The organism is Dictyobacter vulcani (genome assembly GCF_008974265.1).
Taxonomy (GTDB): domain Bacteria; phylum Chloroflexota; class Ktedonobacteria; order Ktedonobacterales; family Ktedonobacteraceae; genus Dictyobacter; species Dictyobacter vulcani.
In genome coordinates, this window is the sequence record NZ_BKZW01000001.1 from 1,136,376 (window position 1) to 1,152,655 (window position 16,280).

The window sequence follows — 16,280 nt, forward strand, 5'->3', positions numbered from 1 at the left end:
GCCACATGCACTATATTATTAGCTCCGTGAGGAGCGTAACATACATTTCCATTGCACTACTTTTAAGAGAAAGAAATTTCACAATCCTCCTTCCGTTACTCAAAATAAACACTCTCATCGCACCAGTCGCGACTTTTCTAAGCAGCAGACCGTTAACTTAAAAGCATGCTCGATGAGTACACAAAAACCGGGCTATCTAGCAAAGGTTCCTGTAATGAAAAAAGCACCAGGGAACTCTCTTTTCCCTAGTGCGGATTTACGGGTTCAGGTCAGCATTGCTCTGTGGATCGACCTCAGTGGCGGCCATCATCAAGCAGTGAAGATTAGCTCGCGCTTCTATTGAGACTACACACATAAGCATTCCACCCTCGCCAGGATTGTGATCCAGGCACAACTATCTGTACGCCCGTATATATTATTGGTAACAGGCTGAACGTTCAAATCGTGAATGTCTTTTGCTCTTGCAGTTGATTATACCATAGAGATAGGTGAAAGTCCACCCTCCAACAGACTAATATCTTTGCAATGACGTTGTTTTGAAATTGTTAAATGCACTAAGCTGTTTCTCTCTATTTCAAATGGTCTGAAAATTAGCTGCATTCGCTTTTTTACGAAACATTCTTACTGCAATTGATACATATTGTCATATAATTGTAGAGATCTTTTTCTACAAAAACACGACAACATGTAGTCACTATTGCATCCTGGCTCGAAATGTCAACCTGTTTCAGGGGTGGTCCTCGCTCCCCGGCAGGAGTGGCTAGTCGCTCCCCTGCCAGAGCATTAAATAGCTCTGGGGAGAGCCATGGCCCTATAAAGCAACGAGGCATTGACCAACACTGATCAGCTCGTCATAAATAGCCTCGACTTGCCGGGCCACGTGCTGCCAGGCAAACTGCTGAACAGATGGACGTGCGGCTGCACTCAATTGCTCACGTAAGTGATCATCACGAAGCAACATATCCAGACGTTCCGCGAAGAAGCCGGGACAACGGGGCACGAGGAAACCTGTTTCACCATGACGCACAACGGTCATCAGTCCACCAGCCCGGGTCGCCACGACAGGAGTGCCGCAGGCCAGGGACTCCACAGCCGCCAGGCCAAAGGTTTCATGGTAAGAAGGAACAACTGTCACGTCGGCAGCGCTATAGAATAGAGGCATCTCTTCGCGTGTCCTGGCTCCCATAAAGTGGACCCGTTGCTCAATTTGCAGCTCACGCGCCAGGGATTGCAGTTGTTGAAGATCTTTGTCATCAACCAGATTTCCCCCGACAATTACAATCTGGGCGTCCTCTTGCATTAAGGCAGCCGCCCGTAACAATTGATCGGGACCCTTAAATGGGTCCAACCGACCAGCAAACAGGAGTACTGGTTGCGCTGCCTGGAGACCGATTTTGTGCCGGGCCAGTTGTTTGTCATAAGGCTCAAAAAGTCGCAGGTCTACACCACAGGGAATGACATCTATCTGGTGCTGGGTTGCGCCACAGTAACGTATCATATGCGCACGCTCATCAGCCGTGGCAGCAATAATACGATCTGCCTGATGAATCAGACGTTGCTCCATCTCCAGCCTCAAGGGAGGCTCAGCCTCAGTTGGATTGGCCAGTTGCTTGAGTCGCCCCAGGGTGTGAAACATAGTGATATGCGGAACGCTCCAATAGCAGGCCAGGCGCATCGCAGCGACACCGGAGAGCCAGTAATGGCTATGGATAGCGTCATAACGCATATCTTCACGACGTCGAAATTCTTCAATACGGCGGGCAAAGGTCGGGGTGTATAGATAAAGTTCGTTTTTATGAATAGTGGCAATGGGGCCAGCGTCGATATGAATGACACGTACATTTGGATGTAACTGTACGATAGTGGGAGTAGTTTCCCGGGTTCGGCGGGTGAATATGTCAACCTGAACATTGTGTGCAGCAAGTTCTCGGGTAAGTTCACGAATATAAACATTCATGCCGCCCGCGTCCTTGGTACGCCCTGGATTATCCAATGGCGACGTATGGATGCTAAGCATGGCAATAGCATACGACATGTGGTAGTAACTCCTGTTCTTCAATTGTCTGGTGCAAGCTAACTGTTGCAGATCCGTGGCCAGCGTCCTTCGCCAGCAAATAGCTGATCTAGAAGCATAGGTGCTCCCTCCTTCTGTTGTCGTACATAGAAACATATTCTGACAAGACATCTATTCCAGGTATACGGAAAAACATACTTATGATTCTTTTTCATGCAGCTCAGTTATAGCATCAAACATACCCTGCATATCCATACCTGATCCCTGGGAGAGTTCCTGCATACAGGTAATACGTCGAGACAATGCTTGCTGGAAAGCTTGTGGATCCATACCGATCCAACTCGCCAGATTGGTAAGGAGCGCCTCATCAGCATGCTCAAACGTATCATCAAATGAGTTCCAGAGCGATAAAGGGATCGGAATAATGGCATCTGGCCGTTCCGGATCGACATGCGGTTGGATAAAGTGGGTACTGAACCAGCGCCGGCGTGCTGGATAGCTTCTGCCAGCCAACCCGATATTGATAATCAAGCCTAAACGCCGAATATGTTCGGGGGGAAGACGCAGATCATGTTGATACATATGCAATACATCGTCAATAGTGTCAGCATGCACACTGGTTGCCACGTGGTAGCCCTGTCCTGGCAGCATTAAATAACGGCGGGCAATCCTTCCCCACATATAAATTGGGAGGTGATCGCTAACCTCATTACAAAGCGCATAGGTGGTCGTGGGATCAATATCTGGCAAGCGTGTAAAAGAAAAATTTTCGTACATACCCGACATATAAGCCAGGGCTGTTCCTTCAGGAAGAAATTGCAGAAGTGCGTTGAGTGTTGTTGTTTTGCCAACACCAGGTTGTGGATCCGTGGGACCAGCCACCGTCAAGGAGACATGATGTTCAAGTAATAGCCAGACCAATCCAGCGGTCTCGGCATCCACGCTTTGTAACGCAATGATTTCGGCCACCGAGAGCGGTCGCCGTGATTCATAATGCCAGTAATAACGCTCATAGGGATCACGGGGATCAAACATGTTTAGCTTCCCTTCCAGACACAATCGAACGCACGCTAGAAGTTTTGTACTACATAGTACTGTACACAGAACGAACTACATTTTTTGCTCGCCAGCTTCTTGCGCATCTGTTGGAGCGGGTTTCTCTGGCGCTGGACTCTTTAGCCAGCTCGGCTGAGGACTCCAGCCAATGGCAATCACGTGTGGATGCACATCCTGTTGTTTGTCCCTCGACAACTCAACCAGACTTACCGAGGCATTATCAATAGACAAAACACCCGCCTGAGCAGGCTGTAATCTGGCATAGTGGGCAAGCAATAATTTCACGACATCAGCATGAGCTACAAAGGTGGGATAGGCTCCAATGTCCTCTCTGGCCAACCAGCGCTCCACAGCTGCGACTACCCGCTGTTGCACCTGTGGAAAGGTTTCGATACCTTCAGGGGCTGTAGTAGGATCCTTGACATACGCCTGCCAGTTCGGATCGTTTTTAGAGAGTTCTTGAATAACCTGACCAGCCCATGGACCAACATTCGTATCCATCAGATCTGGCTCCTTCATGATCTCAATATTCCTTCCCTGAACCAGGTATTCGGCCGTATGATATGCTCGCTCTAAAGGACTACTGATAATGGTACTGATCGGGAATACCTGCAACGCTTCTCCCAGGCGAGCCGCCTGCTGATGTCCTATCTCGTTGAGTGCAACACCAGAGAGTTGACCAGGCAGGCGATGTTGAACATTCCAGGTGGTTTGCCCGTGTCGCACAATAAGCAACGTTTGTTTCATATGCGTTTGTGTACTTTCTATAGATTCTGGAAATAGACTGAGACGCATACGCCAGTAGATAAAGCGCAACCCCACCTCCACATAAAACCACCCCAGATACAACCACCTGTAGATATTCACAAGCCACTGGTAGATATAAGCTTGTAGCTGTTTCATATCCCTTTATCATTTCTTTATGACGCTATACGTACCCACTATCAGGTGCCATATACTTGAAATGCTGCTTTCATTACCAGCACAGCGGTCGCAGCTTCGCGATGCAATTTCGATGCAGATGGCTAAACTACATCAGCCTGTCAGGCAATCTGGCACACACAATTGGATGGGCAGATTATACGCCTGGATGGCTTGCGCTATACTCGAGTTGATTAATTGTATCTCATTGTATCAGCGAAGATATTCACGATGCAACTGGCGCTGGGGCAGGTATAGGAATGTTTAAAAGCCACTAACTGCTTTGCTGAGGAGATTATAGGCTGTCTCCAACCTGATAGCTGGTACGTAAAAATGGATCGCATTATCTATGCGATCCATTTTACTATAAGAATTCCAGAGGATAGAGAAGATTATAATTAAGCTTGTATCTCCTGATACCGACGCCATGCCAATTCCTGAAGGCTTCTGATACTGGCAATTGCAGTATGACCTGTTGGCAGAGATGCTCGGGGTAATTTACCTTGTATGGAGGGTATAGGATCTGCAGTGCAGACCGTATCTGGCTGGTTGCTGGTAGTTTTACAGATCTGAGCGATTATATAGTTCGCGGCACCAAGCATGCCACGCGAGATGTCGGTGGTAGGATCTTTCATCTGACTGATAATATCGGTATAGGTATGTCCGGTCAACAAGGTAGGAGAAAAGTAGGAACCGGCCGAAACAAATTGATTTCCTACACTCATAAAAGGATAGCTACCGCTACTTTGCGCGCTGGTATAGGGCGGGGCATCATAGGTTTTCACCAGTTGTTGCTGCTCAGGCGAAAGGGATTCCTGTGTCTTGGGAGGAGACTGATTATCACTGACTTCAATGGGCACAAAATCCAGATACTGGCTCTTGTAAGCAGTTTTATAAAATGAGTAGGTGGGCACAAGCGATTCACTTGAGACGATGGGGGTGAGAGGTCTCTCAAATGTACCAAATTTGCTCAGGGCGATAATCATAGCCCAGCGTTGTGCTCCACAATAGGGACAAAATTCGCCACCCATGTAGAATACCTGAGGCTTGCCATTGGGTCCTTTAAGGAGGGGAGCGTGTTTTACTGGCTTCAGCACAGAACTGATAGTGGAGTGCAAACCTCCTGTATTCACGCTCGATAATAGGTCAGGCGAGACTGTGGTCAGACTCTTGAAGACATCCGGTTTAGCGGTCTTGATTATTGATGATTTCTGTTGCTCAGCAAAATAAATAAAGCCAGCAACAGTTAAGACAAGTACCACGACAATACCACCGATCACAAACAACGTGTTGCGTGTTGAATGCTGCTGTCCTCGTCTTCTGCCAGATACCCTGGTCTTCGTATTTTGGTCCCGTTGCTTGCGCCGTACACGTTCCTGTTCCCGCCGTTGCGCAGCAGACGTAGTATGCTTTGCTTTTGTCATGTGTCTACCTCTTCAATACATTGTTTATGCTTGTAATGAAAACTTCCAAACATTGTAACATGGAGAAACAATGCTGTACATTATCATACATGTTACCCTTCCTATTTCTATTAAACTGCTACCAATATCGCTATTATTCTGTACATTTCATAACCATTATTTCTCCTAAATAAGTAATATATTACTGGTAGCTGTTTAAATCACCTCTATCATTTATCATATTAGATCAAACTAATGGAATGTATATGCTATACTTAAGGAGTATTTTTGTAGCTGGGAAGGATTAAACATGCATTCCAGACACGAAAAAAATGGTATCCGCTTACCACGTTTGCAACACGTCTCTTTGTCTATTCAAGATGGCTCACAAGAGCAAATTCGGGCCTTCTATGGTGGTTTGCTAGGTTTTCGGGAAAAGGCAGTGCCAGCGATTCTCGCCCCAAAAGGACTGCTCTGGTTTGATGCCGGAGATGGTGAGATGGAGCTCCATTTTATCCCTGATACGCATCTCCAGGGCGCTGAGGAATCCCGTCACTTCTGCCTGGAAGTAGACAATCTGGATCTGTATCGCCAGAAACTCGAGCAGGCTGGTTATCCAATCATTGAAGCGGATCCGCTCCCAAACCGTCCGCGCTTCTTCACATTGGATCCTTCAGGCAATCACGTTGAACTAACCACCATCATTGATGATTATCGCAACTCATAAGGTTCACGCAATAATCTGAGCCTGAGAGTGAGGAGAAATTGAAGAATATTTATCTCTTTGTAAAAACAGATAAATTAATGCTTGACAAAGTCTCCGCAGTAAGATATAATCCACTTCGTTGACGCGAAAGCGATAACAAAACTTGCCTCGTTCGTCTAGCGGCCTAGGACATCGCCCTTTCAAGGCGGAGATCACGGGTTCGAATCCCGTACGAGGTATTTTTATTTTAGAAAAGCCTGGCATCACAAGATTATTTATGTGAGCCAGGCTTTTCTGCGTTAAGGAGGGTTCGGTTCATGATTAGCGTTGAAGAAGCACTCTCACGTATCCTGGCGGAAATTAAAGCCTTGCCCACGGTACGCGTTCCTCTGGCAGAGGCGGCTGGACGTGTCCTGGCGGAAGAAGTGGTAGCGCAAGAAGATATTCCTCCATTCGATAATTCTGCGATGGATGGCTTTGCTTTACTGAGTACAGATAGTAAACCTCAGGGCGATCAGCCGCCACATTTACGCGTAACGGGCGCGGTAGCCGCTGGCTATGTTGCTGACCATGCGGTAGAAGCAGGTACCGCCATGCGTATCATGACAGGGGCACCAGTTCCTCCAGGTGCAGATACCGTGATCCAGGTAGAGCTAACGCGTCATGGCGGTCCCGAGAGCGACTGGGTTGAGATTCTGCAAGAGGTAAAACCTGGTAATAATATTCGTCCTGCAGGCGAAGATATGCGCTGTGGCCAGAAGATTTTACCGCGTGGAACCGAACTGGGTGCATGGGAGATTGGTATACTGGCAACACTGGGCTGGGCAACTGTCCCGGTTGTGCGTCAGGCACGGGTAGCTATTCTCGGAACTGGCGATGAGATCATTGAGATTGATCAACCACTGGCTCCGGGTAAGATTCGCAATAGCAATAGTTATCTTTTAGAAGCCACTGTTCGACGAGCGGGAGCGCTGCCAGAACGCCTGGGGGTAGCCCGCGATACGGTTGAAAGTCTCCGTGAGAAGTTTGCTCAGGCCATGACCTATGATCTCATCCTGACCTCAGGCGGAGTCTCGGTAGGAGATTTTGATCTGGTAAAAGATATTATGGCGGAACAGGGTCAGGTCAATTTCTGGCGTATCAATATGCGACCAGGAAAGCCAGTAGCCTTTGGTCACATTGGCGGCGTGCCTCTGGTAGGACTGCCAGGCAATCCAGTCTCCAGTGCAGTCACATTTGAACTTTTTGCTCGACCAGTGATTCGCAAGCTCCAGGGCCACGCTGCTGTCTTTAAGCCTCAGGTAGAGGTAGTCGTGGAAGATGGTATCCAGGAGCGAGCACAGCGACGACACTATGTACGCGCACACGTGAGGTGGCAAAACGGCAAATTCGTAGCCCGCACGACTGGTAACCAGGGATCCCACATGCTTACGTCACTCTTACAAGCCAATGCGCTGGTCATCGTCCCAGAAGGCGGTCCTGAAGTCCCACCAGGCACAATGCTTAAAGCAATCATGCTCGACTGGCCTGAGGATACACAGGAAGAAGCGCTGGCCAGCTCATAGAGCCACCTACGATATTACCTCTACCTGTAAGCAAGATTCAAGAGATAGAAGAGCTTCTTCGGATGTCTACTCTATCTCTGAGGATCTGCGAACCTTTATCAGCCAGTCGATAGCGGAGCTTATCGCGGGATAGTCCTAATAATTGGGCTGCATGAACCTGATTGCCACCGCTACGTTTGAGAGCCTCCTGGATAAAGGTCTGTTCGATTGTGCCCAGCAACGCAGGCAGGTTAATACCATTATCGGGAAACTGCAGTTTCTGCAAAATTTCGCTGACCTGTTGAGCCGGATTTGGCGGCACTGGCATCGCACGCTGGATATCTGCTGGTTGAATTATATGATCAGTACAAAAGATACTACAGCGTTCCAACACATTTTGTAGCTCGCGCACATTACCCGGCCAGTTATAACGCAGCAGCAATTCCAGCGCTTCATCACTCATACGCAACTGCCTACCACGCCAGGCTCCTTCACGCTGTAGGAAGTACTCAATCAGCAGTGGAATATCCTCGCGTCGCTCGCGCAGTGGGGGCATTACAATGGGAAAAACACAGAGGCGATAGAATAAATCATCACGAAATGTTTTGTGGGCAACAGCAGATTGCAAATCACTATTGGTAGCTGAAATGATGCGTAATTTAACGTGCAACTCTTTCGTTCCGCCAACACGTCGAAAGCTGCGTGTCTCCAGGAAGCGCAGCAACTTTGATTGCAAGACCAGCGGCATGGAACCAATCTCGTCCAGAAAAAGCGTACCGCGATGGGCACGAGTCAGTAAACCATCACGAGTGACTTTCGCGTCGGTGAAAGCGCCCGCCTCTACGCCAAACAGTTCGGTCTCTAACAAGGTCTCAGGAATTGCAGCGCAATTGATCGGAACAAAAAGTCCACCAGAAGACGATGCACAGCCCAATTCGTGAATGGCACGGGCAAGAACATCTTTCCCGGTACCACTCTCCCCCTGAATCAAGACAGTAGATCCGGGATAGGAAGCAATCTGGCGCGCCGCTGCAATCACATTCAGCAACGGTTGACTATGTCCAATCAGCATGCCCTCGATTGGATCATCAGATGTCAGCGTCGTTACCCCATGAGCAAGCTGATTCTTTTCTATTGGTATCACAACAACCCCTCCACATAACCTGGACCATTCAAGTTAAAAAATGCTACATGCCAGCCTGATATCCGTTTGCGGCTGGCGCATAGTTGCCATTGGGATCATAAGAGAGTGGACCGCTAGACTGTAATGGTTGCATTGGCTGTGGCGTTGTCACCCATCCTCTTCCAGGCACAAAAGTCGCTCCATTTCCTCCATTCCCCCATTGGGATTCTGTTTCTACGCTGTTCCTACCCATAGGACCGTATGAAGGCGGGACTGCAACATCGGATCCAGGGACAGCCGGTAGAGAGGCTGACCACGGCGAAGCAGCCGCAGAAGCGTAGCCTGGGGCAACGTAGCCATTCCCCAGTCCAGAGGCGACCAGTTCACGTGCAACAGGTGAGGGCTCAGAGGGTGGATTCTCATCAAGCAAAGAAGTTGTAATCAGTCCTTCCGCAATCAATTCACCAACAATAGGACATACAATCTCTGGCACGGAACCGAGTTCCTGACAGATGGTTATAAGCGACGTGCGACCATCTACGCGGGTTAACACACACCATTGATCGGGAGTCACTTGTACCTGTGGGTTTTGATCGCGATACGCAGAAAGATCTTGCGGCAATAACACCATTTCTGGTTGCATAAAAGATGTGTCTATACGCCTGGGAGGCTCGGGATTCATCACTGGCACTGGCTGTAGTGACGGCGCACCGGCCTGCTCATTGGCATCACTATTGCCAAATAAAGATGGGAAACCTGAGTCGGTCTGGGCTGGTGCTACATCAGCAAACGCAGAAGAAATATCCGCAAATCCAGCCACATCAGCGAAGGATGGCATTTCAGGCTCTTCCTTAACTACCGGTGTCAGAGACTCCGTAGATGGGAATGATGTTGCAAAGGATGATGCGGCAAACGATGAATCATCCAAAAATTGTGAGGCGCTCATCAAGGTTGGCACCCTGGCAACATCAGGTGAAGGGGTGGAAGGGGTCAACGGCGTCATCGGTACCTGTGGTTGTGGATTGCCTGGTGTCTGCATGGGAGGAACTGGCTGTACAGGCAAGACCGGTGTAGCGGCAATGGATGTATAAACTGCCGGGGTAACATTCGGGGAGGCTGAAGCCATGGCATTAGCAGCTGTGGCAGATTCCAGCAGCGATGAAATCGACATTGAGACGAGCAGACGCTCTGTGGGTGCGTCGCTACTTTCATCAAAATAAATTTCACCGGTACTCCAAATCAGGAGAACCTTAAACACTTCGATGGTTTTGTTGATGGTCCAGGATCGTAATTCATCCCGGTTGACATAGCGTTGCTCGATTAAAGCTCGTGCAGCCTGGGATTCACTAAGTGCGGGATCAGTCAGGATACGCGCTGCCTGTTGGAATGTCGCTTGCGAAATAATACCATCTTGTAAGAGGCGTTCACCAAAAGTTGCATTTGTACGCAGCGGCCCGACACACAATAGGCGACCATCGCGGATATAGAACTCAATCCATTGCGCGCCTTGTCGAATTGTTAGCAGACCGGTCTTCTCATGTCCTTCAATGCGTTGCAACACATTGGCTAAACTGAATTGCTCTAATGTACCTATCAGTGACACAATACTTCACCGTCCGTCCAGAAAACGACTCTCATCTTACTATGCTTCCACTGGCTCATATACTAAATTTTATTTTGGGATGCATAGCCTGTAGCGCATGAGAGCCAACTACTACTTTTCATATTACATATCCATCTGTGTGCACAGAGTAGATTCTACAAAAGCACCGTGAGATTGGCTGACAATATGGATAACGGCCAGATACAGCAGAGGCAGGCACGATATCCCTGGCACGTGTGGGGCAAAAGCTCGTAAAGACAAATCTAGAGCAGATGTATATACTATCTGCTCTAGGGCGGAAGGAGAGGGATTCGAACCCCCGGGGCTCATCACCCAGCTGTTTTCAAGACAGCCGCAATCGTCCACTCTGCCATCCTTCCGCAGATAATATATCACAACCATGTCTACTTGTGAAGGGGTTTTTTTACGAATTTTAGAAATTTTTGGAATTTTTAGAATATTCCTAAAAATTGCCGCCCCTTGCCTGATCTGATGCCTCCAGAAACGTTTCCAACCTGCCCTGGGAATACTGGTCGTGCTCCTGGCACCTCCTGCTTTTGTAACTAACACATGCCTTTATAGTAAAATAAAACACTATACTCTAACATAAAATAGTGCGTTCTCATTAATTACTACGAAGAAGGAACTATTATAGATGCACCGATATAAGGACGTAATACTTTTGGGATAACAACCGACCCATCTGCCTGTTGATAGGTTTCCAGGATCGCTGCCATGGTTCTGCCAACCGCCAGACCTGATCCATTCAAAGTGTGGACATAACTGGTCCGAGCATGAGGGCTACGACGATATTTGATATTGGCTCGTCGGGACTGAAAGGTCTCACAGTTACTTATAGAGGAAACTTCCAGATAGTCTTTGATGCCTGGCATCCAGACTTCAAGGTCATAGGTTTTTGCGGCGGCAAATGGTAAATGTGCAGTATTAAGCGTCACAACACGATACGGCAGTTCTAGCAATTGTAGGATAGCTTCTGCATGCTGCACCATGTTCATCAATTCAGTGTAAGATTTTTCCGGCTCAGTATATTGAAAAAGTTCAACTTTGTTAAACTGGTGTAGACGTAGCAGGCCTCGTGTATGCCGTGAAGCGGAACCAACTTCGCGGCGAAAAGCTGTTGTCCAGGCGACATAACGCAAAGGTAAATGCTCGCATGGCAGAATAGTATTGTTATGCATTCCCACCAGTGGGACTTCAGCAGTCGGATTGAGGTAGAGCGCATCTTCGGTACAGCTGTAAGCCTGATCTTCAAACTTGGGTAGCTGCCCGGCTCCGACCATCACTGAGTGCCGCACCAATTGTGGTGGCATGATCTCGGTATAGCCATGCTCACGCGTATGCACATCCAGCATCAGTGAGATCAAAGCGCGTTCAAGCCGAGCGCCAGCACCTTTTAAAACGACGAAACGGCTACCAGCGATTCGCGCTCCCATGTCTGCATCAATAATATTCAGTCGTTCGCCCAGTTCCCAATGTGGAAGTGGCTCAAAATGCATTTGGCGGGGGTCAATCCGCTCGCCCCACTGCAGCATAACATTATCCTGATCTCTGGCGTTACCAACAGGAACGCTTTCATGAGGCAGGTTAGGAATCATCTGCAGTAGCAATTGTAAACGTGTATCCAGGTCGGCTCCCTGCAACTCAAGCGCGCTAATCTCCTCACCAAGAGCTTTAATCTGGCTATTCACATCTACACGTTGTTCTGGCGGCAAGGTACGTACGGCCTCTTTGTGTCTCTTTAAGGCTGCATACAATTCTTCCCGCTGCGTGATGAGCTTTCGACGCCGCTCATCTAAACGCAGTATCTCATCTATATCGCGTACCTCAGCACGCTTTTGTAGCGCATCGCGGACAATGCCGGGATGCTGATAAATAAAATCCAGGCTCAACATATATTTTAGTATAGCATAAGACGCACGATTTATCCGTTTTCTGGTACTGCTTGAGCTATGAAAGGCTATTTTGTTTGCAGCCAACCTTTTTGCGGGCATACAATGACCATAACACATCGATTTTGCACTGATGAGAAGAGGATAATCTGCATGAGCCAATCTGTACAATTACTTTGCTCAACCGGAGTTTTCAGTCGCTATCCTGACCTTACTGGCTATAGTGCTATTATTAAATATGGTCCTCTACTAAATGCCGATGGCTTTGAGGTAATGTTCTATCCTTCCTGGTATACACATATTGAAGAGATTGCGACAGCCCTTACTCGTACCGGACTACGCTTTCCAGCGATGCATACAGAAAAAGCTATCGGTACGGCATTGGGTCAACCAGATCCTGTGGAGCGTGAGCGTGGAGTAAAGTTACTGGCCGAAAACTGCCGACTGGCCAGCCTGCTGGGCTGTAAAGTCCTGGTTTTGCATCTATGGAACTGGCCCGAGCTTGATGATCAACTGGACAATAATTTGTCGCTCCTGCCACAATGCTATGATGTCGCGGAAAGCTATGGCATCGAGTTGGCACTGGAGAGTATTCCTGGTCGCCATTTTGATCCTTTGACCAATCTGCATCGCGCGCTCAAACATGAGCCACGCAGTCATTTTGGGCTGGATACTGAATTCCTGGCAAATTATGATCAGCTTGACGCCGTTTTTGAGACCCCCTGGCTATGGCAGAACGAGCGCACGAACCATGTGCATATCAAAGACTCCAACGGACAACCATTCGTGGATGGGAAACGCCGCTATCTGCATCCAGGTGAAGGCCATATTGACTTTGAGCGCTTTTTCAGTCGGCTCCAGGCGCAAGGTTTTAGCGGCAACATCAGTCTGGAATCACCCGCTATCACCATAGACAACGAAGTACATATCCAACAACTCCACGACAGTCTCGATCAGATCCGCCAGCACCTGTGGTAATCTCATTCTCAAAGCATACTGTTGCGAATCGACTCTTGCCAATTCGCAACCAGGGCTTTCCAATTCTCGTTGCAAGCGGGGATGCAAGGGGCGGTCAGCCCCTTGCCGGAGCGCGAGGTGTCCTCGCATCTCCTCCCTCTTCTCCTGCCGAAGGCGGGACAAAAAGAGAATTGGAAAGCCCTGATTCGCAACAGCAAGGCTTGACTTTCGGCTAATGATCAGGTAATATTTTTTATGTTATGAGAAATGAAATCATTTGCCGCGCCGAGCAAGATAAAATTGCTCAGTTTCTGGCTTACCACTACCCCTATCAAGCTATCACACATGTGCGCGCCGCATAAGCCTGGACATTTGCTTATGCGGTGGAAAGCAGTGCTGATGTCGTGAATGACGTACGCTCACTTCTCGGTGAGTTGTAGGTTTTTTTCTCCTTTTCTGTACTCCTCTTCTACCTGATCAGTGAAGCTACGCTGATTCTATCATCGTCCCTTCTTCCCTCTGCAGCCAAATGGCCAGGTTTTCTCCCCTACCCTGACGCTGTCTGCTGTATACCCAATCACTTCATGCAGTCCACATGATTTCCTCTGTGCGCTGCAACACTCGATCAGAAGGAAGATGCACGATGTTATTAGTACAATTCTCTAAGGTCAGCAAGGATTACGCTGGCAATGCAGTCTTCGATCAATTGGATTTAGAGGTTCTCACCGGTGAACGAATTGGCCTGGTGGGTGAAAACGGCTGTGGAAAATCCACTCTCCTGCGCCTGATGGCCGATCTGGATACGCCCACTGAAGGAACCATCTCCCGAAAACGTCGTCTAACAATGGGACATCTCTCGCAGGAGATTGATCCACGCCAGCATGCCAGGACGGTTTTTGAGGTGGTGCAGGAGGTCTCGGATGAATTTACCGCCCACCTCCACTACCAACAACAACTTGAAAAACAAATGGCCGATCCCACCATCATCAGTAATGCCGATGCACTTGAAAAGGTGCTGGATGCATATGGCAAGGCGCAGGAACGCTTTGAAACACTGGGTGGCTACATGGTTGAACATAAGGCCAAAGCGGTTCTAACCGGACTGGGTTTTAGCGCCAGTAGCTATGATCAAAAAGTTGGTTCGCTCAGTGGTGGCGAGAAAAAACTGGTCAATCTGGCGCGCATTCTGGTACAAACTCCTGATCTACTCTTGCTGGATGAGCCCGATAATCACCTGGATATGGACGCTAAAAGGTGGCTGGAAGACTATATCCGCGACTATCCAGGCACGGTTGTGATCATTTCGCACGATCGTCATCTGTTAGACCATACAGTTAAGAAAATCTTCCAGTTGGAGGATGGCACGATCGATACGTATACAGGAAACTACACGGCCTATGTGAAGGAGCGGCAGTTGCGCTTACAGCAACGCTATGAATATTATCTGACACAGCAGGATGAGATCAAGCGTCTTGAGGCCAGTCTGGTGCAGTTGCGCGAGTGGGCAAAAATGAATGATAAGTTTGCTGGTCGTATGCATAATATGGAAAAGCGTATTGCGCGTATCAAGGAAGATCTGGCAGAGAAGCCGGTGCTGGTGCGCAATAAAATGAAAGTGCAATTGGATCCTGAACGTAGCAGTAAAAAGGTGCTCGAAGTCAAACGACTGGAAGTGTCAATCGGGTCGCGCCTGCTGTGTAAGCCATTTGATTTGACGATCATGCATGGTGAGCGCATCGGAATTGTAGGTGACAACGGTAGTGGGAAATCTACCCTGCTCAAAATGCTCCTGGGCCTGCGTCCAGTTCAGCGAGGAGAAGTCAAGATTGGTCCCAGTATCGTTCCAGGCTATTATTCACAGGAACAGGAAACGCTACCATTTGAGAGTACCCCGATCCAGTTTGTGACACGGCTGAAAAATATGAGCGAAGGACAGGCGATTGCGCTGCTGCATCGCTTACTTTTCTCGTATCGGGATATGTACAATACGATTGGCAATTTAAGTGGTGGAGAGAAGAGCCGGCTACAGATCGCACGCCTGATGCTCACTGATGCGAACTTTCTCTTGCTGGATGAGCCCACCAATAACCTGGATATACCGTCTGTGGAAGTATTGGAAACAGCACTCCAGCAGTTTGACGGTACCCTGCTGATGATTTCACATGATCGTTACTTCCTGGATAAACTGGCGACCAAAATCATCGCCATCGAAGATGATTGCGCAGTCCGTACATATCCAGGCAACTATTCTTACTATAGCGAAAAATTATTGTGTGTCTAACAAAAAAATGTTGATCAGACTATGTCCTGACACGAATCTATTAAACTGGTATAAATTCGTGTCAGGACATAATTTTCTTTTTGTATAGCACGCTAAACCCGAAGGGTAATATCTATACGTTCAGGTATGGTGTTTCCTGCTTTATCCCTTTACAGCCATTGAATATTAGATAGATTTAGGCTACACTATAAACTGTTTGCACCAACATTTGTTGGTCCATTTTAGTGTAAAGAGGATGAATGATTACCGTTATTAAGTTAGATCCACAGAGAAACGAGAAGATTCGCTATACGGGCACAGTACTTGAGCGTTCAGCGCAACGGGCGGTTATTCTGGCCACCTGGACACTGGCAGCAAAAGAACTTGTTTATACCCGTTTTGAGCGCGGTGATCGTTTTGTGGAGTATTACTATACGGATCGCTGGTTTAATATCTTCGATATCATTGATCAGGATGGCCAACGCAAAGGCTGGTATTGCAATATCACAGAGCCAGCGCAGTTTCAGGTTGATCGCATTGAACAGGTAGATCTTTTCCTGGACCTCTGGGTGGATGCAGCAGGAACACCATTGCTGCTCGATGAGGATGAATTTGCGGCGGCTGACATGCTCAGTGCCGAACAACGTCAGGGTGCACAACAAGGTTTACAGACGCTACTCCAGCTGCTGGAAAAACGCCAGGAAGCTTTTTCTAGTCTGGCAGAATTTTCGTAGCGATTCTCTACTAGTTTTCCGGGCCATTATCGTGCCCAGAAAGGACATA

At 48.2% G+C, this 16,280-nt stretch carries 13 protein-coding genes and 2 tRNA genes; 7 read left to right on the forward strand and 8 right to left on the reverse strand.

Annotated elements, in window-relative coordinates; translation table 11 throughout:
* The first annotated feature begins 172 nt into the window (after nt 1–172).
* Entirely contained in the window at nt 173–343 is a 171-nt protein-coding gene (locus KDW_RS31555) for a hypothetical protein (protein ID WP_162004952.1), read from the forward strand.
* A gap of 468 nt (nt 344–811) precedes the next feature.
* On the opposite strand, the gene KDW_RS04755 is transcribed toward KDW_RS31555, so the two are convergent.
* From KDW_RS04755 to KDW_RS04770, 4 genes are all read right to left on the reverse strand, one after another.
* A complete protein-coding gene (locus KDW_RS04755) occupies nt 812–2,035 on the reverse strand; it encodes a glycosyltransferase (protein WP_162004953.1) in 1,224 nt (407 codons plus the stop codon).
* 177 nt (nt 2,036–2,212) lie between these two features.
* Nucleotides 2,213–3,049, reverse strand: a complete 837-nt coding sequence (locus KDW_RS04760) for a hypothetical protein (protein ID WP_151754901.1) — start codon at nt 3,047–3,049, stop codon at nt 2,213–2,215.
* Between the two features lie 75 nt (nt 3,050–3,124).
* Nucleotides 3,125–3,973 (reverse strand): histidine phosphatase family protein, encoded by an 849-nt coding sequence (locus KDW_RS04765; RefSeq protein WP_151754902.1) that lies wholly within the window; start codon nt 3,971–3,973, stop codon nt 3,125–3,127.
* 416 nt (nt 3,974–4,389) lie between these two features.
* On the reverse strand, nt 4,390–5,415 hold the full coding sequence (locus KDW_RS04770) for a DUF929 family protein (RefSeq protein WP_151754903.1): 1,026 nt from the start codon (nt 5,413–5,415) through the stop codon (nt 4,390–4,392).
* A 289-nt stretch (nt 5,416–5,704) separates the two neighbouring features.
* Between KDW_RS04770 and KDW_RS04775 the strand changes: the two genes are divergently transcribed.
* The 3 genes from KDW_RS04775 to KDW_RS04785 all read left to right on the forward strand — a co-directional run bounded on the left by KDW_RS04775 (nt 5,705) and on the right by KDW_RS04785 (nt 7,665).
* Nucleotides 5,705–6,121: a VOC family protein gene (locus tag KDW_RS04775; protein WP_151754904.1), complete on the forward strand. Its 417-nt coding sequence runs from the start codon at nt 5,705–5,707 to the stop codon at nt 6,119–6,121.
* 144 nt (nt 6,122–6,265) lie between these two features.
* Nucleotides 6,266–6,339, forward strand: a tRNA-Glu gene (locus KDW_RS04780).
* Between the two features lie 78 nt (nt 6,340–6,417).
* Entirely contained in the window at nt 6,418–7,665 is a 1,248-nt protein-coding gene (locus KDW_RS04785; RefSeq protein ID WP_151754905.1) for a molybdopterin molybdotransferase MoeA, read from the forward strand.
* A 37-nt stretch (nt 7,666–7,702) separates the two neighbouring features.
* On the opposite strand, the gene KDW_RS04790 is transcribed toward KDW_RS04785, so the two are convergent.
* From KDW_RS04790 to serS, 4 genes are all read right to left on the reverse strand, one after another.
* On the reverse strand, nt 7,703–8,788 hold the full coding sequence (locus KDW_RS04790) for a sigma-54 interaction domain-containing protein (RefSeq protein ID WP_151754906.1): 1,086 nt from the start codon (nt 8,786–8,788) through the stop codon (nt 7,703–7,705).
* Nucleotides 8,789–8,831: 43 nt separating this feature from the next.
* The gene (locus KDW_RS04795) at nt 8,832–10,370 is read right to left on the reverse strand and encodes a DUF4388 domain-containing protein (RefSeq protein WP_162004954.1); all 1,539 of its coding nucleotides are present in this window, start codon (nt 10,368–10,370) and stop codon (nt 8,832–8,834) included.
* Nucleotides 10,371–10,666: 296 nt separating this feature from the next.
* Nucleotides 10,667–10,750 (reverse strand) — tRNA-Ser (locus tag KDW_RS04800).
* Nucleotides 10,751–11,002: 252 nt separating this feature from the next.
* Nucleotides 11,003–12,283, reverse strand: a complete 1,281-nt coding sequence (gene serS, locus KDW_RS04805) for a serine--tRNA ligase (protein ID WP_151754908.1) — start codon at nt 12,281–12,283, stop codon at nt 11,003–11,005.
* Nucleotides 12,284–12,433: 150 nt separating this feature from the next.
* Here serS and KDW_RS04810 point away from each other — a divergent pair, with 150 nt between their 5' ends.
* From KDW_RS04810 to KDW_RS04820, 3 genes are all read left to right on the forward strand, one after another.
* Nucleotides 12,434–13,258 carry a sugar phosphate isomerase/epimerase family protein gene (locus KDW_RS04810; RefSeq protein ID WP_162004955.1) on the forward strand — a complete coding sequence of 275 codons (825 nt, stop codon included), beginning with the start codon at nt 12,434–12,436 and terminating at the stop codon, nt 13,256–13,258.
* Nucleotides 13,259–13,880: 622 nt separating this feature from the next.
* Nucleotides 13,881–15,518: a ribosomal protection-like ABC-F family protein gene (gene abc-f / locus KDW_RS04815; RefSeq protein ID WP_162004956.1), complete on the forward strand. Its 1,638-nt coding sequence runs from the start codon at nt 13,881–13,883 to the stop codon at nt 15,516–15,518.
* Nucleotides 15,519–15,757: 239 nt separating this feature from the next.
* Nucleotides 15,758–16,231: a ribonuclease FAU-1 family protein gene (locus tag KDW_RS04820; protein ID WP_151754911.1), complete on the forward strand. Its 474-nt coding sequence runs from the start codon at nt 15,758–15,760 to the stop codon at nt 16,229–16,231.
* The last annotated feature ends 49 nt before the right edge of the window (nt 16,232–16,280 follow it).